Raw genomic sequence first — 19,805 nt, forward strand, 5'->3', positions numbered from 1 at the left:
TAGTTAGATTGAACGAGATTGCGAAATCAGGACACATGGCTTACGAAAGGATGGCACTTCCCGCTGACGGGATGGGGCTGAATCTCCTCTACATGCTCCACGGCGATCCTCAATTCGTCTGCCAAAAGCACCTTCTTAAGCAAATTCGCCAGCTTGTCCGCCGCTTCCCCCAGCTCCGCGCCGCTGCTATGGCTGCCTGCAATACAGAGGCGGAATTCATAATGCGTCTCCTGAACGAGCTGGAACTGCCTTACGCCAAGATCCGTCGCCAGCCACTTGTAGAATCCGTCAAGATAACGCAGTACGGCGGATTGAAGCTCTCTGCCCGGAAGCTTGATGGAGGATTGCCGGAACGGCATCAGCGTAAGGATCGGCCCCCCGGAGCCTTCGTCGCGCCTGATTCTCCCCATGTCCCCCGTCCTGTAGCGCAGGAAGGGCAGGCTGTTCATGACGAAGGAAGTAACGACCAGCTCCCCCGTCTCGCCTTCGGGGACTGGCAGCAGCGTAACCGGGTCCAGCGCCTCCACATATACGAGCGAATCGTCGATGCGAAGTACGCCGTCCATGCCTGCGAAGGCGATAAGCCAGACCTCCTCCATGCCGTAATAGTCCAGCATCGGCACGCCGAAGACGCGCTCGATCTCCCTGCGCTGCCCCGGCTGCGCGTATTCGCCCCAGTTCTGCAAGGCGACGAGCGAGTCAGCGATCGGCAATCCGTTCCTTTCCACATGCATGGCAAGCTCGTACAGCCCGGAGCAGCGTCCCTGAATCAGATGCGGCTTTTCCTGCATCATCCGGTTGCCGTACAGCGTCACCATCCTGCGGTCAGCAAGCAAGGCGTTGCCCAGCAGCAGCATGCGGCCGTTTGTCGGCACGCCGGCTCTCCGCCGGCTTCGCTGGATGGCAAGCCCCAGAGCCCGCTGCTCCTCCCGTGTCTTCACGCAGCGGAACGGCGTGCCCGTGCTGCCCGAGGTATGGGTGACGATCAACGATTCCTGGGAAGGAAGCTCAAGCAGCTCCCGATTGGCGTTGATCGCCGCCTTGTCCAAGACGGGCAAATCGCGGAAGGATGCGTCGGCACCTTGAAACCGCCGATAAAACGGATATTGCTCGATTGCAGTCGCCATGGCGCGCTCCAGTCGTTCCGGCATCGCGCTTCCCGTCATGACGCCGCCTTCCCGCGAACGAACGCGACCACGGATTCCACCGTCACGAACACATGCGGCTGCAGATCCTCGGCGTCGGTTTCGAAGCCGAACCTCTGCTCCAGCAGCGTAAGCAGCTCCAGCACATGCAGCGAATCCAAATACAGGTCGTTCAGCAGCGAATGCTCCAGTCGAATGTCCTCCGGATGCCGCCTCAGCAGCCCCGCCATAATGTCAATGACCGTCAATTGCAACGGAGATCTCTCTTCTTCCGCAATCATCGTACCCCTCCTCTACTTTTGCTTGAATGGCTCTCCGGTCCAGCTTGCCCGTCTTCGTACGGGGCAGCGCCGGGACGATCATTAGGTCCCGGGGCCTTCCCGCGGCGGGGAGCCGTTCTCGGCAATACTCAAGCAGCTCTGTCACGGCTTTGGCATCGTCATACGCGGAGCCACCCTTTTCTAGGACGACTAATGCGACGGGGCGGCTTCCCGTTGCCGCGTCCGGCATGCCCGCCGCGGCAGCCTCTGCAACAGCGGCGTGCGACAGCAGAACATTCTCCAGCGTTTCCGGATGGAACAGGTGGCCTGCTACGTTGAACGCATAGTCCGATCGGCCGGTCAAGAATAGGCAGCCGTCCTCGTCCAGCCATCCTTCGTCCTTCGTCCGCAATCCGAACGGCGTCAACGCCTCTGCCGTTCGCTTCTCGTCGTTGTAATAGCCCAGCATCACGTTATCGCCCCTGACGATGACCTCCCCCGTCTCGCCCGGCGGACATGGCCGTCCGTCGCGGTAAATGGCAAGCTCAACGCCGGGAACGGCCATCCCCGCCGAACCGGGCTTGGCCGCGAGCCAGCGCGAGGGCAGATACGTCACGCGCGGCGATGCCTCCGTCAGCCCGTAGCATGGCATGATGTCCGTGGCTGGCAGCCTGCTCTGTATCAGCAGCAGCATATCGGGCGGCATCGCCGCGCCAACGACGATCAGCTTCCGCAAGCTTCGGCAATCCTCTGCCTGCCATTTGACGGATTTAGCAAGCGACAGCATGACGGCAGGCACGGTACATAGAAACGTAGGCCGATGCTCTCGGATCGCAGCAATCAGCTGCAATGGATGGGTCAGGCCTGGCGCTAGAGCGATGTTCATTCCCGCATGCAACGCGAGCAGCCATTCTCCTGTTACCGTCGAGCAATAGCCCAGCGACTTCGTAATGAGCACGCTATCGCTTCCCCCCAGCTGCAGGCTCTCCTTAATGGACCAGACGTTGGACCACATATTGCGAAGGCTCAGCATAATGCCCTTAGGCGTACCTGTGGAGCCGGAGCTCATGAAGATGAACGCCGTATCATGCGGCGGTATATACTGGCGCGTTCGCTCTGGCAGCCCGTGCGCCCGGTCCTGCGTTGCCGGTTTCAATGCCTCGCCGGTTTCACCGTTTACAAGCAGCCTTCCTAGTCCCGCAAGCGAGGCCCAACCTTCCGGCTGCCGCGAAACAGGTAGCAACGACGGGCTATAGAGGAAAAGCTCGGCTTCCAGCCCGTCCAGCATCGCTGGTATTTCCGCGAAGGTGGAAGCGGCATGAAGCGGGGCCGGTATGCCATCCGCCAGCGTGACGGCCATGATGGCACGGAAGCAAGACGGGGAAGGCGTCATCCAGATTGGCGCGATAAACCTTGGCGGAAGCTTCAGGCTTCGAAGACGCTCCGCCATGAGCAGCGCATCCCGGTAAAGCTCGTCGAAGCCCATATAGCGGCGTACGCCATCCAAGTCGTAGAACATGCCGCGATCCGCTCTCGCGGTATCGTGCAGCCACTCGATAAACGAAATCGGTATCGTGCTCATGCCGGCAGCTCCCTCTTGGACAATTCGAGCGGCAGATCCGATGGCAGCGCCACGTCTTCGAAGCTATCCGCTTCCGAGATACGGCTTTGGCGGCTAAGCATCGCAAGGTAAGGCGCGCTTCCACGCTGCAAGAGATCGGCATGACTGCCCTTATCCGTCACTTTCCCCGCTTCCATTACATAGATCATATCGGCTTCTTCCACGGTTTGGAGCCTGTGTGTGGACATCAGCGTCGTTTTTCCTTTCATCAGCTCGGCCAAAGACTGCAGCACCTGTCCCTCCGTCCCTCGGTCAAGCGCCGACGTTGGCTCGTCCAGGATGAGCACCTCCGGCCGCTGCAGAAATACTCTGGCGATGGCGACCCGCTGCCGCTGCCCTCCCGACAATCCATCGCCCCGATGGCCCAATATCGTAGCCAAGCCGGCTGGCTGGCTGTCGATCCAGGTCCCTAAATCCGCCTTGCAGGCAGCCTCGTAAATCTCCTCATCCGTTGCATCCAGCCGTCCGATCGCGATATTATCACGGATACTGCCCGCGAATAGAAAGCTCTCCTGGAACACCACTCCGATGCGTCGATTGAGAAATTCCCTTGTCCATGCGGCATGCGGCACGCCTCCCAGACGGATTAAGCCGGTCTCTACCGGCATAAAGCCGAGGATTGCGCGAAACAATGTGCTTTTGCCCGAGCCGCTTCGGCCGACGAACGCAGCCGTCTGCCCCTCCTTCAGAGCGAAGTCGACACCGTCCAATATCGTCTGTTCTCCGCCTAGAACCGTCAGGCTTGCAGCCTCGACAGCCGGCAGCCAAGGCTGTCCCTTCGCTTCTGCCGCAACACCCTGACGGGGCATCGGCTCCTCTGGCGAGCAGAGAAATTCCTCGATTCGCTTCATGGCCACTTCCCCGCCTTGGAGCTCACCAACGAAGTGGTTCATGGCCTGTACGGGAGCAAGCGCATTGTTTAAATAGGAAACCAAAGCGACGAGCATGCCGATCGTCATCGTCCCGTCCAATACCCTGCCGGAGCCGAAGCCGTAGACTACGACGACGATGCCGCTTACCGCGAGCGAGCCTGAATGGGCCGACAGCACCCGGTACAGCGTATCCTTTACGCTAGCTCCCACCAGATTGCGGTAGCGGGCTTCGTTACGTTCCCGCTCCCATCGTTCCAGTCCGTGAACGCGAATCTCTCGCGAGCCCTCGATGCTTTCGTACAAATACGTGCCGATCTCCTCGTTGTGCGCCCTGACCGCGCCAGTATGGCGCATAATGAGCGAACGGAACATCCGGGGAATTGCCAGCAGTATGGGGATAACCGCAAGTGCTGCTAGCGCAAGCTGCCAATCCAGGTAAAAAATGACCGCGAGCGCGAACAGCAGCGTATACCACTGGGTGAGCAGCTCCTTGACCACATGGTTCAGAAAGTTGCCCATCGTCGCGGTGTCCATGCCCATCAATGCGGAATATTTGCCAGCGCCATGCCGTTCGATCTCGGCCATCGGCAATCGCCGCAGATGTGCCAGAATAACCTCGCGCAGGTCCAGCGTATGCCGGATTCCCAAGTAGCGGAACATGGCAGCTTGCACGGTCCCTAGCAGCATGGAGCCGATAGCGAGTCCTCCCGAAGCGAGCAGCAGCGGAGCGAGCAGCTCCTTTTCGCCCCCCGTCAATACCCGGTCGATCAGCATCAAGAAAAGGTACGGCTGCACCAAGCTGCAGGTTAGGCTCAACAAGGCACAAGCATATGCCGCCGCTGTAAGCGGCCAACGAATGCGGACATAAGGCGCCAGACGCATAAACAATCTAATGCTCTGCATAAGCGTTCCTCCCCGCATAATGGCTTGCAATCGGTTTGACGAGCGGCATCCATTCCGTCAGCGGCGTTTCGGATCGAGATGTTACGATTCGCAGCAGGGACTGCTCAAGGAATGGCAGTTTCCGCAAATGCTCCGCCTGATACAGCCTCCCCAGCTGCGGCAAACTTTGCCCCATCATCGCGATGACATTCATCTGCTCCGGCTCGCTCATTGCCGATTCCGCAGCGAGCTCGACCTCCCTGACGACTGCCGGGAATATGTTCCGGTAATCGTACCTTTCCGCCGATGCCACAGCCTTTCGGGACATGCGCCTCCGCAAACCGTCGTCCATAAGAAGCGACAGGACTGCTTTCGAAGCCTGGCACTCATCCACGGCAGGGCTTGGCCCATCCCATTCGCAAGGAACCAGCAAGCCATCCTCCCCGTCGTTCACTACGTCGCGGAATCCGTTCCAGCCCGCGCAGATGGCAGGTACTCCCCATGCTTTTGCTTCCAGCAGGTTGTAACCAAACGTCTCTCCGGGATCCGTCGAGACGTTGACGAGCAGATCAGCTTCCGAGAACAAAGCCTCCTTCTCTTTCCCTTCAACGGCATTTGCGAAGAAGAGATGCTCGCCTAATTCAAGGGTCGCCAGCAGTTCAGTGATCCGTGCTTTGTAGCCCTCGATTTGCAGTCTATTCCGACCGGTATATTCCCCTGCAACGGTCAGCCTCGCATCCGGCAATACGTCGCGCACAGCAGCGAACGTCCGCAGCAGCAGCTCCATGTTTTTTACGTCCTCCAGCCGCCCAATGGACAGCAGTCTTCGCCCGTTCCTTCGTCCGAGTGAATCCTCTACCTCGTGCCAGTCTCTTCGTTCTATAGCTAGCGGTATTACCTTAGCCAGCCGGTAACGGGGAGAGATTCGGCACAAAGCTTCCTTGCTGCTCGGCGTTGAGCATAGCAGAACGTCCCGCTCGCTCAGGAACGGGGCAATGCCCAGCCATTGCCGCAACCAATGCTCCGAGGCCACTGAATGTGCGATAATCAAAAAACCAAGATCGATGCCGCCCGCTGTCCTGCCCATGAACAGATAGGGTGCAAGGGCGGGAATGTTCAGATATAAGGTCTGCAAGTCATAATGATTCCGCAGCTCCAGAAGCCCCTCCGACATACGCTGCAGCGACTTCGGCCAATCTCGAACGAATCGTTCTACCGAACCGCCAAAAAGCCGGTACAAGGCGAGCGGGGGAATCGGGACCAGCTCGGCATGCTGCCCCATGTAACGAACCCAATTGGAGTCGATTGCCCGCTCATTAACCATTCTTGCCGAGCCGGAGGAATAACCGATACGGAGCTTCTTATATGACCCGCTCATGCCCCGCCTCCTTCCATCGTTCGAAGAGCGTCCACAATGCGCCCCGAATGTCGCGCTCCAGCTCAGCCAGCTTCGCGAGCTTCGCCCGCGCATCGGTCAGTTTGGCATGGTTGCCAAGCACCCCGAGCCTCACGATGACAAGCACAATGTTTTCCCATTTGACGAGCAGCTGATCCAGCATTTCCAGTATCGGTGCCCCATCCTCTCCGCCTTTATCCGCAAAATAACGGGCAACCTCGCCGAGTCCTCTCCAGCGCTTCGCAATGACCCCTACTTGTCCGATACTGGCGTACAGCTTCGCCGCCGTATAGTTCGGAGTACCGATCTCGATGTGGCGCAAATAATCATCCACGCCCTGTATCAACGGACTCGCTCCCAAGTCGAAATGCATGCGGAACGCCTCTCCCGCAGCAAAGCGGCTAGGCTCCGATGCTTTGTCCAGGCGAATCGTAATGCCTGAGCTCAGCCCCCCGCAAGTAAAGGCCTCGTACAGCACCGAACGCGTAATCTCCCCCTCCCAATCGAAGAAAGGATCCACTGCCCGCAGGCTTCCGTCCTGACCGCGCTCCACGATGAGCATATGCGGCAAATGCTTCAGTCCGTAGCAGATCGCGGAATGGGGCATGTAATACAGATCAACGAGCGCAATAACGGATACTGATTCCCCCGCCTCCGACAACTCCTCCTCCAGCTTCGCGAACTTTTGTTCCTTCTCCCACTGCGGCTCCAGCCAGCGAGTCAGGCACGGTCCATACAGCTGCTCGAACCGCCGCAGGTCAATATCGGGATCGATCTCTTCCGAATAATAGGAGAACCCGTCTTCACTCGCGATGAACGGAGCATTCCAGACGCCTAGATAGATGGGACGCGGGTCCATGTCCGTCCGGTTCCGCACAAGGTGCGCCAAACAATCCAATAAGCAATGAATTGGCGGGCCGCTCATGCCGTATCCTCCTTTCGTTTGGCGCATATGCTGTCCGCCAGTCCTCCCAGCGTCCCGACGACCTCGGGTCGCAGCTCACCGTCGGATAGCGTCAGTCCGTACCGCTGCTCCACGCGAAGGATCAGATTAATCATCACAAATGAATCCACACCTGCAGGCTCGAGCAGGTCATTCTCACCGATTCGTCCCGCAAGCCAGGCATCATCGATTAGCTCTGCCATGTCTTTCCGCAGGCCATTCATAATGTCCTCTCGTTCTTCCTCCCGTTCCATGCTTGCCATTGCCATTCACGCTCCCATGCTCGTATTCGGCTCCACCATCACTTACCGCGGGCCGTCAGCTCCGATAAGCAGGCGAAGCAAGCGCCCCTTTTAGCCCTTCCGCTACCTCGAGTACCGCTTCCTCATTCATGCCGATGTGCATGGGCAGAGACAGAATGCGCTCCGAACAGAATTCCGCAATCGGAAAGTCTCCCGCCTTGTAACCAAGGTGGCGGAATGCCGGCAGAAGGTGTACAGGCAGCGGATATTGCACCGCGGTCAAGATGCCTTTCTTCTGCAAATAACGCCGAGCGCTCTCCCTTGCCTCTACAGGCAATCTCACCACGTACAGATGAAACACATGGCTGTCATCGCCGCGGTGCGCAGGCAGTACAATTCCGTCGACCTCACCCAAATAGCGTTCGTAAAGCCCCGCTATCCGCCTACGATGCGCTGACCACTCGTCCAGCCGCTCCAGCTTTAGGCTCAGCGCAAGCGCCTGCAACGCATCCAGCCGGCTGTTGTAGCCCGGTATATCATGCGTGTACCGCGTCTCTCCGCCGTGATTGCGCAGCTTGCGAACGGTCGACAGCAGCGACTCATCCGAGGTGACGATAGCTCCACCGTCGCCGAGCGCCCCCAAGTTTTTATCCGGATAAAAGCTGAAGCAGCCCGCATTGCCTATGCTGCCGGCAGGCATGCCCCCCAGTCTCGCTCCCGCAGCTTGGGCGCTGTCCTCCACGACAGCGATTCCCCGCTCCCGCACAAGCGAGATCCATGGCGACATATCCACCATCTGACCGTATAGATGCACCGGAATGACGGCCTTCGTGCGCGGAGTCAGCTTCTCCATCAGACTCTCTGGATCGATAAGATAGCTTCCCAAGTCGCAATCCGCAAGCACCGGCGTCGCTCCCGTATGATGAATCGCCTCGGCGGTCGCGACGAACGTGTTGGCAGCCGTGACGACCTCGTCGCCCGGCCCTATGCCGAGCGCCTTGAGCGCCAGGAACAGAGCATCGGTTCCATTGCCGACACCAGCCGCGTGAGACGTACCGGAATATCGGGCGAATGCCCCTTCGAATGCCGTGACTGGGTGCCCGCCGACGAAGACGCCCTTCGCGGCCAATTGTGCTGCTGCATCAAACCATGCTTCCCTAATTTGTTCGAATTCCAACTGCGGTCCCGCGAACAATATGCCCATGCCTTTCCCCCTTGTTAGACAGCTCCTTGCGACAGGGACTTATCTTCGGCAGCCAAGCGATGCCTTGACTCTCCCTGTACGGCAGACGCTCTTATTTCGTCCATGACGATCATGCCTTCGATGGCCTCCTCCAACGTAACGGCCAGCTCGCCCTCTCCGGACAGCTTGGCAGCAAACGAGCCATATATATGGCGCACCGCGTCCATGTCTCCCCGATAGCTCTTCTTGCCGGAATAAGAGGAGGGAACTGTGCTTGGCGGCCCGTTCACCAGCTGCAGGACGGCCTCGCCCTGCCCTGTAATCCGAAGGGTTCCAAATTCCCCTCCGACGATCCACTGCGGGTCAGCCGCGTGGGAACCGAAGTGGATGTTAAGCATAAGCAGAATGCCGTTATCCAGCTCAAGATGGGCCGTCACGCAATCCTCTGCGTCTCCCTTTCCGAGGCGCAGGCGATGGATCAACGCGGTCACGCTTGTTCGGCTGCCGAGCTTGAGATGAAGCAGCTGGTCGATCAGGTGAACGCCCCAGTCCAGCAGCGCCCCCCCGCCGTAGGCGCTCTCGTCCCGCCAGGAAGGCCGGAACGACTGCACGCCAAACGAGGCACCAGAGCCGAATTGATGATGCCGCCGTTCAACGAATTGGAGCCTGCCCAGCACGCCGCTCTGAAGCACCTCCTCCAGAATCGCCATGGCAGGGTCGAACCGTTTGTTATGAAATACCGTGACGATCCCGCCATGCTTATGGGACAGCTCCCGCAGCAGCATCGCTTCTTCCGCGTTGACGGTCACGGGCTTCTCAACGAGCACATGCTTGCCGCGGCGCAGTACCTCTGAGGCGATCGCGTAGTGGCTGCGCGGAGGCGTCGCAATCAGTACCGCGTCCGTCTCGCCGTCCAGTAGCTCGTCGAGCCTCTCCCAAGCGGCCAAGCCTCTGCGTTCCGCCAGCTCCCGCCTTTGCGCCGTTAGATCGAATACACCGCAGATATGATATTCCTGCATTTTCCTCAGAAGCGGCAGATGGGTTAGCTCGACGATGCGACCAAATCCCGCAATCCCCAGGTTCACCTGCTTCATCGGAGAGCGGCTCCCGGTACGTGCAGGGCGACAATAAAATCCGTCAAACTGCCGACCGTCGCGAACACGCCCGGATCGACGTCGTCTTCGGGAAAAGCCACTTCAAAATATTCCTCGATATACACGGCTAACTGCAGAATCATAATGGAATCCAGGTTCAAATCCTCGTTCAGCCTATCCGATTCGTTTAACTCAGCGGGCGCCGCGACATCCAGCTCCTCCGCGATAATCTTGCGCAGCCCTTCGACAATGCGATTGCGTTCCATTATTGTTCCTCCTCCCATTTACGAAGCCATCTTCTGCTTATTTTCCCCGATGTCTTGCGCGGTATTTCATCCACGACCCGCACGGCGCTCGGTACCTTATAGCCGGGCAGCAGCTTCGAACACTCAGCCCGGACCGCATCCGCGCCGATCTTTCCGTCGGCCACGATCATCGCCTTGACTGTCTCTCCCCACACGGAGTGTGCAGCTCCGTACACGACCACCTCCCTCACGCCATCTATTCCGGCAATCGCCCTCTCCACCTCGCTAGGCATAACCTTCTGCCCGGACACATTGATCAGATCGTCCAGCCTGCCCAGCACCCGAAGTTCGCCTTCTGCCGTTACGGCGCCTATATCCCCCGTCCTCACTACCTGCGTACCGCTTCTTGCCACGAGTTCTTTCGCGGCGCCTTCGGATGAGACCGCGCCTTCGCCATGCTCCAACTGGGGACTCTCCGCTCTGACATGCAGATGGGCTAGCGGCCGCCCTGCCTCGTCGGGCCGCTCCGGCCCTGCCTTAAGAGAGATGCAGCCGATCTCGGAGCAGCCATACTGCTGCCATACCTCGCCCGCCGCAGTCCTCAGCTTCGCCAGCATGCTCTCGGTCAAGGGAGCACCGGAGCTGATCGCCTTCCGGTAACGAACCTCGCCTTTGCTAAGCGAATCCATAAGCCCGTATAAAAAAGGAACCGCATAGACGATACTGTCGGGGTTATCGCGGATATGGCGCAATGCGGCCTTCGGATTCCGGGTATGGACGACATGCGGGATATCCTCTCTCGCCCAAGCGGCCAGCACGCCCGTAATAAGGCCGTATGAATGGGACACCGGCACAAGCACGAGCGGGGGCTCCCCGCCTGCTGCCGCAAGCGAACTATTGTAGCTTACCGTTTCCCATGCAATATCGGACCAAGCCCGGCTGATCAGCTTCGGATCGCCGGTCGTACCCGAGCTGAATTGCAGCAGCGAGGGCTCAAATTGCCGCTCTCTTGCTGCCGTAGCTCTAATAATCGTTGAGCGGCTTGCGCCTTGTCCCTCTGCCCTATACCCGTGCTCCGGCAATTGCAAAGAAAGCGCTTGCAATGGTGCGTCTAGAAGCAAAGCCCGGCAGCCTGCATGCGCCGCCATCGTCGCCGCCTCATTGGCCGGCGTGTCTCCGTGAAGCAGCAGCGCCGAGGCATGATGCTCGCGGAAATAGACCACCGCAGCCAAGATGTCTACTGGATCGCGCAGCCGGATTGCGTACCGGTGCCCTTCGGGCGAGCGGCATGGCTCCAGTTCCCCGATTACCCGCATACGCGATGCGAACTGCGCTTTGCTCCATGTATTGCCGTCTACTTTCAGCATGGGATCCATAGCGCAACAACTCCTTTTTCTTACGATTCTAGGGTTGTCCACCTCCTTATTCAATATATAATTCTTCAGAATGTGCGCCATTTTTCAGGATTGGCGAAGCGTCCGTGACACATCTGACATCTATCGACGCGACTCTCCATTATTCGACCCGCTATTTGTTTCAGCTTTGCTATGCCAGGCATGGATACCCGCGCATCCTAGACTCCTTTGCGTGCAAGAAATCGCCTCAGCCACAATCACGAGCTCGCTTCTCCACATTCCGCGAGCCCCTTCACCTTATGAAGCCAAGCAATACCGTATCATCCTTCGTAGTGTTCGCTGCCCTTAACTGCAAACACGTATGCTTCGCGTCATTTTTTACCATAATAACGCAAACAGCAACAATAACGCTTTTAGTTTCGTTGTTATTAGTTGAAAAACAAAATAAACGACACCAAGGAGATTAAACAAAATGAAAAAAAACTACTTCGCTTTTATGCTCGTTATTGCATTAGGATTGGCGCTGACTGCCTGCTCGGATACCGGCTCGAATAATGGCGCAGGCGGGAGCAACACAACGAGTAAAGAGCAAGCCGCCGTTACGACGAAAACTACCAAAGAAATCGTGGACGGCATGCTGGCTGCCATCGAGCAGCCAGCATTAATCGAAATGACCGGCGATATGGTGAAGCAAATGTTCTATATCGACCCTGCGATGATGGAAGAATATACGATTATGTCCCCGATGATGAATGTTAAAACCAATGAGATTGCCTTATTCAAAGTGAAGGACGCCAAGGATGTCGCAGCCGTTGAAGAAGGCGTGAAAAAACGTGCCGCCGACGTGCAAAAAACGTTCGAAACGTATCTGCAGGATCAATATGAAAATGCTAAAAACTATAAACTCGTCACGAAAGGCAACTACGTATTATTCGTTATTTCCGAGGAAGCAGATCAATTCGTTGCTGCCTTCGATACGTATTTTGAGCAAAAATAACGAGTATGGTATTTAGCAGCCTGCTGTTTCTCTTTCTATTCCTGCCTGCCGTGCTGCTGCTCTATTTCGTGTCACCGTGGCGACTCAAAAATCTTGTTTTGTTCGCGACAAGCCTCGTCTTCTACGCATGGGGCGAGCCCGTATACATTGCAATCATGCTGATCTCTACGGTTACGGACTTCAGCTTTGGACTGCTGCTCAGCAATCCGAAGCGCGGCAGCGCGCAGCGGAAATGGATCGTTGTCGCCTCGATCATCGTTAATTTAGGCTTGCTTGGGTATTTCAAATACGCCGATTTCCTCATTCAGAACGTCAACAGCTTAATCGGGACGCAAATCCCTTTAACCGAACTGGCGCTGCCAATCGGTATTTCCTTCTACACGTTTCAATCGATGTCCTACATTATCGACGTCTATAGGGGAGAGGCCAAAGCACAGCGCAATTGGCTCGACTTCGGTACGTTCGTCGCTTTGTTTCCTCAACTTGTCGCGGGACCTATCGTACAGTATTCGACGATCGCCGAGCAGCTTCGCCATCGTACCGTCAACACAGAGCTGTTTGCAGAAGGTGTAAGGCGCTTTATTATCGGATTAGCCAAAAAAGTACTGTTAGCCAACAATATTGGTTTATTATGGAATACTATTTCCAGCACAGGCACAGATACGCTTCCTGCTCTTACCGCTTGGCTAGGCATTATTGCGTTTGCTTTTCAGATTTATTTCGATTTCAGCGGGTATTCGGATATGGCAATCGGGCTCGGCATGATGTTCGGCTTCCGTTTCAATGAAAACTTCAACCGCCCTTATACGGCGCAAAGCATCACCGACTTTTGGAGGCGCTGGCATATATCGCTTAGCACCTGGTTCAGGGACTATCTATACATACCGTTAGGCGGGAACCGCAAAGGTCCTTGGAAGCAGCTTCGCAACATTATGATCGTCTGGCTGCTAACCGGAATCTGGCATGGGGCAAGCTGGAACTTCCTGCTTTGGGGCTTGTATTTCGGGGTCGTGCTCGTCTTGGAGAAATGGTTCGCGCTTACGCTTCTGCTGCGGATGCCCGCTTGGGTTCGGCATGTCTACGCGCTGCTTCTTATTCTAATCGGCTGGGTATTTTTCGCCTTTGAGGATTTATCGGATATGGGTGCGTATTTTGCCGCCATGTTCGGCATGAATCATCAGCCTATGTGGAACAATGAGTCGCTGTATCTGCTATACACTAACGCTATTTTGCTCGTCTTATTGGTCATTGCGTCTTTGCCGCAGCGCAAGGAAAAACCCGGATTGAAGCCGGTCATCCAGCTTGGCTGGCACGCCATGCTTTTCTTCATGTCAGTGGCTTATTTAGTCGATGCTACATTTAATCCATTCTTATATTTCCGATTTTAACGAACAAGGAAGGAGGCCGCTGCATTGAGCAAGATGACAGATCGCATATATATATGGGGCTTCATAGGCCTATTGTTCACCATGTCATTATTGTTCTTTCTATTGCCGATCCAAGCGTTTTCTGATGTGGAGAACCGTACGCTGCAGAAAGCGCCCAAGTTAACCTGGGACAATCTGTGGTCCAAAACATTCTCAGACGAGTCAGAAAGCTACGTTACTGATCATTTTCCATTCCGCAACCAATGGGTGTGGACGAAGTCTATGCTTGAGCAGCTGCGGCTTCAGCAGGAAAACAACGGTATCTACAAAGGGAAGGACGGATATTTATTCGAAAAGCTGAGCGCGCCTGCTTATGCGGAAATAAAGGAATACGCCGCTGCTGTGCAGCTGTATGCGCAGAATCACCCGAACGCCAATATGACGTTCATGCTTGCTCCCACCTCGATTGGATTGTATCCAGAGCGGTTGCCATGGCTCGCTGAGGCTTATCCGCAGGACGAGGTCAATCGCTTTATCGGCGAGCAGGTGCAAGGCAGCATGACCTTTATGGACGGCTTTGATTTTCTCCGCAGCGCAGCAAGCTCTGGCAAACCTATTTATTATAAAACAGACCACCACTGGACTACGTATGGCGCCTATCTTGCCTATGCCGCATATGCCAAGGAGATGGGCTGGACGCCGGCTGCCGAGAGCGACTTTGCCGTTGAAACGATGACCGACTCGTTTCTTGGCAGCTATCATACACGCAGCCAGTTCAGCGGCGTGAGGCCCGATTCCATTGAAGCCTATAAGGACAAGAACGGCATCCAAACTGAAATGTATATTGCCGACACGGACCAAACGGTCAACAGTATGTACGACCCAAGGTATTTGGCCAAAAAGGATAAGTATTCCTATTTCCTAGGCGGTGTCCATGCGCTTATGACTTTGCATAGCAAGCTTCCGGCTAATCAGGTAGAGCTGGATAAAATGCTCGTCATTAAAGATTCTTACGCCCATAGCTTCCTGCCATTTCTGACACAGCATGTGCAGGATATCCATGTCATTGACATTCGTTACTATAATGGCAGCATCAGTGACTATATGGCGGAGAATGGCATCGAGGATGTACTGATGCTTTTCAATACGACAACGTTTATTGGCGAACGCAACCTGCTCAAATTGAAATACTAAAGCAAACAGCGGCAGCACGGTTTTTATTCCAATCCGAGGCTGCCGCTTCTCTATTTTGCAATGGTTTCCCATTTTCTCTTCTATTTCTCTTCTATTTCCCCATTTCTTGATCGTTTCATTATTCCGCTAACCGTTCCTCCGTTTTGGTTAAGAATTGATCTACTGCTGGTTCTCCGCTTGTTTGCCAGCGCCCCTGCTGAGGCATCGTCAGTCTCCCTGCCAATCCGGCATCTGTCAAAAAGGCCAATGCATCTTCTTCGACTGTCCATTCCGTTCCATGATGCATCTTTTCTAAAGCTTGATATTTTTTTCTAATTTCTATTGAAAAAGACTATTCATTATCCTTTGAGAAAGGTTGCCAGCCGTTAGCCTTAAGTTTCGCGATATATGTTTCTATTTGTATGTTCTCCAGCTCTATCGCTAGTGGGGACAAAGAAACCCAGCATTCTTCAGAAGCATAATTCATCGTAATTTTGACCACTTCGTAGCCGTTGTGATAATCCGAGTCAAAGCCTGGATCATCGATGATATCCCCTTGCATGGGACGAATCGTAGAATCAAATGTTTTCATAAGTGACGCATGGGCATTAATTTCACATTCCTGTGCAACGGATGAAACGAATAGTATTAAATGAATTTTCATATAACCCTCCTATTTTTCCATTACTAATAACGTCCGGCACTGCTCTTCATAGGTTGATGGATAAGATTCTATCCCTTACAATTCTAATCGTTCCGCGTGCGAACCACAATTAACCGAATGCAACAACAAGCTTTTTGCGATTTGGAACGAACTGTATTTCGATCAGGATACAACCGAGGGACGGGTACGTTAGATAAAAAAAATGGCCTTCAGTTACAAGACCATTTTTTGGAATTAATTATTTTTTTTGGAGAGTACTCTATCAAGAAACTTATCTGCGTCACTATTAAATTTCCATACAACACCAAATTTATCAGCCAACATTCCGAAGCAGGAAGACCAAGGCATTTCTGATAACGGCATGATAACATAACCGCCTACAGACAAATTGGTAAAGTAATTTTCCAGTGTCTGTTTATCATCAATAACGATACTAATCAGTATCTGGTTTCCTTTAACCAACTCGCCTGTCACACTCTTCATCGAAGGTAGAATATCCGACATCATGATTTTCCCGCCAGCAAATTCAATTGAAGATTCCATGATCATATTTAATTCATTTTCTGGCAATGGATAGTTTGGATCTTGCGGAAGATCGCTGAATTTTACCTTTTTCACCTCGTTTGCATGAAAAGCCTCCGAATAAAATTCAATGGCTTGTTCTGCGATTCCATCAAAGTTAAAATATGCAATAGCTGCCATAAAGTTATACCTCCTTCTTGTGATAAATGAAGTATAATGTATAAATGGTGACATACGCATGTCACTCTTTAAAATAAAGCACAAAAAAAGAGAGGAAAATATGGAGAAGGTTGAGAGATTAATATCTATCATCATGATATTGCTGAAAAAAGAAAATATCGTTTCAACAAAAGAATTCGCACAATTATTTAACGTTTCCAAAAGAACCATTCTTCGTGATATGGAAACACTGAGTTTATCAAACATCCCGATCTATTCTGTCATTGGAGTTAATGGCGGCTACGGCATTATGGATGAATACAAGGTGGACAAACGTCTTTTAAGCAGCTCTGACTTGGAGAATATATTGACTGCACTCAGTGGATTGGAACAAATTCTAATAAGCGAAGAAGTTGAAGTGACTATAAGAAAAATAGAAGCCATGGTTAGCCCATCATCTACGAAAGGTTCAATCCAGTTGTCATTTTATGATTGGGAGGGACGGTCTGAGATTCTTCAAACCTTGAAGATATGCCAAGAATCGATATTAAAAAGAAGCTTGGTTTCATTTGATTATATAGATAAAAATGGGACCACGACGAATAGAATTGTCGAGCCCTATCAACTTCATTTTAGTGAATCGAGTTGGTATTTGAAGGGATTCTGTTTACATCGTCAGAGTTATAGAACATTTAAATTATCCAGGATCGACCATCTTATTATGGATGAAAATACTTTTATCCCCAGGGATTATTTATTCGAACAAGAACATGAAGCAGGTTATCAACCGCAACTAGTCGCTATTAAGGCGTTGATTTCGCCTAGCATAACAGACAGATTGATTGAAAGGTACGGTCGAAAGAGTATTGAAAACTACAGCTCTGAATATTTCTTAGCCACTATCTATGTGCCTCAAAACAGTATTGGCTTTCAATTTTTAGCGAGCTTCGGGACATATCTGGAAATACTAGAGCCGGAAACGTATGTTGATGAATTTCGAGATTATTTGAATAGTATGGTGGAGAAGTATACTTTAAAAAGCTCCCATTAACATCAAAATGCTGGCAAAACGCATGTTCGATTTCCAACCCTTGGTTATACTATCGCTCTGTCTTTGCTAGCTAACTCCTAATCATGTCAATGACTTGTTTCGCAAACGCAGCATAGGGTTCGATCAGATCAGGACTCCGATCAATAGCCCACCTGAGGTTATCGAGAGCCCTTAAGAGCAGCAAATGCCTCGTTTCAGACAGGTCTTTTTCACTTATTCCGTACCCGTCCATAAAAGCTTTGAATTCCTCAGCACTTGCGCTTTCTTCTAGTCCTAGAATTTGGTAATGCATCAATTGAGTAACCGTTGCGAACGGTATCACGCTTACTTCTGCATTCCAATCCAGCAATATAACTTGGTTTGCCTGATTGACAATCGTATTCTTTAAAGAGATATCTCCATGGTTTAAACCGAAACGGAACGGTGTACTCTTCAAATTTTCAAACCGTTTTCTTACTCTCTGCGATTCCAACTGAGTGAGTACACCTAGCTCAATCAAGCGATCATGCTCAGTCAAACTATCGATATTATACTGCACATACCCTTGCCAACTGCCGTCCGAACCTGCATGAGGAGGCGACTGAAACTCACCATGGACTGGATCAATCAGATTTTCCCCGTATCCTTTCACTGGAATCGAATGAATAAGCCTGGCATATTCGCCAAGCTGCCTCCAAATATCGGATTTGGGAACCGTACTGTCTAACCCGTTGTTGCCATCTATAAAAGCTTGAATCATATAGGCTGTTTCATCTGCGATGCCAATGGACAAAACCTCAGGTCCAGGAATACCAACTGCCGCTGCTTGCTCGATGCACCATTTTTCTTTGATAAAGCTTGGTAATGTATCTTTATCGTTCATGCGGACAACCACTTTGCGACTCTCCGTCTCAACTACGCAAACCTGATTTGTGACGCCTTTACCTATGATCTGGTAGGAAGTTTTTACTTGTTCCAGAAGAAAATTGCCTGCAATTCGTTCTGCTAGTAAAACTATAGAACCTTCCATAGTTTCTTTAATCCCCCTCAAGTGTCGTGCTTCGAACAGTTTACCACACTGAACTTATTTATTGCTCAATTTGCCGGTTACACATGAATTTGAATATCAAACCTCAGCACAAGAACGCTCAGGATGCTTAGACCCTAAATAAAAATGGAGCAGCTGCCATCCGGCTAACTACTCCATAATTCGTACGACTATCGTTCTCCGTTTAAATTGGACTGTCCCGGCTAGCCGATCAATCCAACATTCACATCTGGATTTATTTGTAATTAGCTGCACCTATTTTGATAAGCGCCTATTTTCTCAGTTCGGTAACTACATCTTTTCCTTGTTAAAATAAAAACGTCGGTAATTGTTTATATGGCCGAAATAATACCGTGAGACTCTTAGTACTCGTTCCACGTTCAAATCCTTTTTATACCAAAGTGTTTTGAGTACTTTTTTCTGCTTGTTCAGCTTTTTAATCTCGGCCGATAATACGGGGTCTGTTACGTATTTCCGCAATACAATGTTCGGCACATTTGTCCATAAGGCTGTATTTTGGTTGTAAATGCAGTCTGTGTTTTTACCATATACCACATTATCGATCAGCGCAGCCATCATGTTAAGTCCTCCCGCCCTCACAAAAAAGCTGCTTCTGCCAAGCCGCGGGTTAATTTCAAACAGCATATATTTGCCTGTTCTGCTGTCGTATTTCATATCGATATTAGAGAATCCGACATACCCGATTTCTTCAAGAAATGTCTTTACCCTCTGATAAATGTCCATATCCGAACGGCTAATAATGGCTGCGTAGTTGCCCAATGTTTTCGGCGCATATTCCTCAAGCACCGGCTGGCCGAGACACATCATTTTCACTTTCCCATTGTTATCGGAATAGCTATTCATGACACGCATCGAACTATCACCGCCAGGAATAAATTCCTGTATAATTAACTTCCCTTTATAATCGGAAGCGTTCATGTTTTTAACCATCGTTAAATACTCATCTTTTGTTTTAAAGAAAAATACTTTCTTTTTACCTTCAAAATGACAATGCAAATAAGCGATGGCATTGCTGTTTTCAGGCTTTACGACGATAGGGAATTGGAAATCCATTTGTTCCAATGCTCTTTCGCGCTCATGCGGCTCACAGACAATCGTTTTTGGATAATCCAGTCCATGCTTTTCGCATAATGTATAGAACTTATCTTTTGTATCAAACGTATCAAGCAAAGCCTCCGAAATAAACTGATTCGCAATAAGTCCCTTGAATTTACTATAGTGACGCGACAACATGCTGGCATAGTAATCCGAGCAAGCAATGACAACAAGCTTTCTGTTCGGGGCAGCGTATTTTTCCAATATGGAAAGCAAAGCGCCAGGAAATACGTCATCATGGTCAAAACGATCGATTTGAATAAGGTCGAACAATTTGCTGTTCTTCGTTGGGATTAACAGCCGGGTGCACAGCAGCAGCGGTCTAATCTGGTAAGCCTCATGAATAAGCCGTACGTTTCCATAAGCATTTTCATCGCTTCCAAGTATAATCGGTAAAAAATCATTACTATTCATATTTTCTCCTTGTTCCACATGTTCTACATTCATTTTTCCTCTTATTATATCAAAAAACGGACCTGCGTTTACTGAAG

At 52.1% G+C, this 19,805-nt stretch carries 20 protein-coding genes; 4 read left to right on the forward strand and 16 right to left on the reverse strand.

Annotated elements, in window-relative coordinates; all coding sequences use genetic code 11:
• Nucleotides 1-26: 26 nt before the first annotated feature.
• Genes FHS16_RS17975 through FHS16_RS18025 form a run of 11 tightly spaced genes read right to left on the reverse strand, consistent with a single transcriptional unit; the run spans nucleotide 27 to nucleotide 11,259 of the window.
• Nucleotides 27-1,166, reverse strand: coding sequence for a phenylacetate--CoA ligase family protein (locus FHS16_RS17975; RefSeq protein ID WP_183565490.1), 1,140 nt, complete (start codon nucleotides 1,164-1,166; stop codon nucleotides 27-29).
• The gene (locus FHS16_RS17980) at nucleotides 1,163-1,426 is read right to left on the reverse strand and encodes an acyl carrier protein (protein WP_183565494.1); all 264 of its coding nucleotides are present in this window, start codon (nucleotides 1,424-1,426) and stop codon (nucleotides 1,163-1,165) included. Before FHS16_RS17980 ends, FHS16_RS17975 begins: the two co-directional genes overlap by 4 nt.
• On the reverse strand, nucleotides 1,380-2,987 hold the full coding sequence (locus FHS16_RS17985) for a class I adenylate-forming enzyme family protein (RefSeq protein ID WP_183565498.1): 1,608 nt from the start codon (nucleotides 2,985-2,987) through the stop codon (nucleotides 1,380-1,382). Before FHS16_RS17985 ends, FHS16_RS17980 begins: the two co-directional genes overlap by 47 nt.
• Nucleotides 2,984-4,801 carry an ABC transporter ATP-binding protein gene (locus FHS16_RS17990; protein WP_183565501.1) on the reverse strand — a complete coding sequence of 606 codons (1,818 nt, stop codon included), beginning with the start codon at nucleotides 4,799-4,801 and terminating at the stop codon, nucleotides 2,984-2,986. Before FHS16_RS17990 ends, FHS16_RS17985 begins: the two co-directional genes overlap by 4 nt.
• On the reverse strand, nucleotides 4,788-6,158 hold the full coding sequence (locus FHS16_RS17995) for a glycosyltransferase family 4 protein (protein ID WP_183565504.1): 1,371 nt from the start codon (nucleotides 6,156-6,158) through the stop codon (nucleotides 4,788-4,790). The genes FHS16_RS17990 and FHS16_RS17995 overlap by 14 nt, the downstream gene beginning before the upstream one ends.
• Complete coding sequence (locus FHS16_RS18000; protein ID WP_183565507.1) at nucleotides 6,142-7,101, reverse strand: DUF6005 family protein; 960 nt, start codon at nucleotides 7,099-7,101, stop codon at nucleotides 6,142-6,144. Before FHS16_RS18000 ends, FHS16_RS17995 begins: the two co-directional genes overlap by 17 nt.
• On the reverse strand, nucleotides 7,098-7,382 hold the full coding sequence (locus FHS16_RS18005) for an acyl carrier protein (protein WP_183565510.1): 285 nt from the start codon (nucleotides 7,380-7,382) through the stop codon (nucleotides 7,098-7,100). The genes FHS16_RS18000 and FHS16_RS18005 overlap by 4 nt, the downstream gene beginning before the upstream one ends.
• Nucleotides 7,383-7,437: 55 nt before the next feature.
• Nucleotides 7,438-8,565: a DegT/DnrJ/EryC1/StrS family aminotransferase gene (locus tag FHS16_RS18010; protein WP_183565512.1), complete on the reverse strand. Its 1,128-nt coding sequence runs from the start codon at nucleotides 8,563-8,565 to the stop codon at nucleotides 7,438-7,440.
• 14 nt (nucleotides 8,566-8,579) lie between these two features.
• Nucleotides 8,580-9,638 carry a Gfo/Idh/MocA family protein gene (locus FHS16_RS18015; protein ID WP_183565515.1) on the reverse strand — a complete coding sequence of 353 codons (1,059 nt, stop codon included), beginning with the start codon at nucleotides 9,636-9,638 and terminating at the stop codon, nucleotides 8,580-8,582.
• Nucleotides 9,635-9,904 (reverse strand): phosphopantetheine-binding protein, encoded by a 270-nt coding sequence (locus tag FHS16_RS18020; protein WP_183565518.1) that lies wholly within the window; start codon nucleotides 9,902-9,904, stop codon nucleotides 9,635-9,637. Before FHS16_RS18020 ends, FHS16_RS18015 begins: the two co-directional genes overlap by 4 nt.
• On the reverse strand, nucleotides 9,904-11,259 hold the full coding sequence (locus tag FHS16_RS18025; RefSeq protein ID WP_183565521.1) for an AMP-binding protein: 1,356 nt from the start codon (nucleotides 11,257-11,259) through the stop codon (nucleotides 9,904-9,906). Before FHS16_RS18025 ends, FHS16_RS18020 begins: the two co-directional genes overlap by 1 nt.
• Before the next feature lie 451 nt (nucleotides 11,260-11,710).
• On the opposite strand from FHS16_RS18025, the gene FHS16_RS18030 reads away from it, so the two are divergent.
• The 3 genes from FHS16_RS18030 to FHS16_RS18040 are packed head-to-tail and all read left to right on the forward strand — an operon-like array spanning nucleotide 11,711 to nucleotide 14,796.
• Nucleotides 11,711-12,235, forward strand: a complete 525-nt coding sequence (locus tag FHS16_RS18030) for a DUF4358 domain-containing protein (protein WP_183565524.1) — start codon at nucleotides 11,711-11,713, stop codon at nucleotides 12,233-12,235.
• Between the two features lie 5 nt (nucleotides 12,236-12,240).
• Nucleotides 12,241-13,623: an MBOAT family O-acyltransferase gene (locus FHS16_RS18035; RefSeq protein ID WP_183565527.1), complete on the forward strand. Its 1,383-nt coding sequence runs from the start codon at nucleotides 12,241-12,243 to the stop codon at nucleotides 13,621-13,623.
• Nucleotides 13,624-13,656: 33 nt separating this feature from the next.
• Nucleotides 13,657-14,796: a DHHW family protein gene (locus tag FHS16_RS18040; RefSeq protein WP_246431826.1), complete on the forward strand. Its 1,140-nt coding sequence runs from the start codon at nucleotides 13,657-13,659 to the stop codon at nucleotides 14,794-14,796.
• A 118-nt stretch (nucleotides 14,797-14,914) separates the two neighbouring features.
• Here FHS16_RS18040 and FHS16_RS18045 read toward each other — a convergent pair whose 3' ends face one another.
• From FHS16_RS18045 to FHS16_RS18055, 3 genes are all read right to left on the reverse strand, one after another.
• On the reverse strand, nucleotides 14,915-15,082 hold the full coding sequence (locus FHS16_RS18045; protein ID WP_221226397.1) for a nucleoside triphosphate pyrophosphohydrolase family protein: 168 nt from the start codon (nucleotides 15,080-15,082) through the stop codon (nucleotides 14,915-14,917).
• 45 nt (nucleotides 15,083-15,127) lie between these two features.
• On the reverse strand, nucleotides 15,128-15,439 hold the full coding sequence (locus FHS16_RS18050) for a hypothetical protein (RefSeq protein WP_183565533.1): 312 nt from the start codon (nucleotides 15,437-15,439) through the stop codon (nucleotides 15,128-15,130).
• 234 nt (nucleotides 15,440-15,673) lie between these two features.
• Entirely contained in the window at nucleotides 15,674-16,141 is a 468-nt protein-coding gene (locus FHS16_RS18055) for a VOC family protein (protein WP_183565536.1), read from the reverse strand.
• A gap of 100 nt (nucleotides 16,142-16,241) precedes the next feature.
• On the opposite strand from FHS16_RS18055, the gene FHS16_RS18060 reads away from it, so the two are divergent.
• Nucleotides 16,242-17,171 carry a helix-turn-helix transcriptional regulator gene (locus FHS16_RS18060; protein WP_183565539.1) on the forward strand — a complete coding sequence of 310 codons (930 nt, stop codon included), beginning with the start codon at nucleotides 16,242-16,244 and terminating at the stop codon, nucleotides 17,169-17,171.
• 70 nt (nucleotides 17,172-17,241) lie between these two features.
• Here the strand turns inward: FHS16_RS18060 and FHS16_RS18065 are convergent, their stop codons facing one another.
• Nucleotides 17,242-18,180 (reverse strand): aminoglycoside phosphotransferase family protein, encoded by a 939-nt coding sequence (locus tag FHS16_RS18065; RefSeq protein WP_183565543.1) that lies wholly within the window; start codon nucleotides 18,178-18,180, stop codon nucleotides 17,242-17,244.
• A gap of 309 nt (nucleotides 18,181-18,489) precedes the next feature.
• Nucleotides 18,490-19,728: a carboxylate--amine ligase gene (locus FHS16_RS18070; RefSeq protein WP_183565546.1), complete on the reverse strand. Its 1,239-nt coding sequence runs from the start codon at nucleotides 19,726-19,728 to the stop codon at nucleotides 18,490-18,492.
• Nucleotides 19,729-19,805: the final 77 nt, after the last annotated feature.

The sequence above is a fragment of the Paenibacillus endophyticus genome (assembly GCF_014192395.1).
Lineage (GTDB): Bacteria > Bacillota > Bacilli > Paenibacillales > Paenibacillaceae > Pristimantibacillus > Pristimantibacillus endophyticus.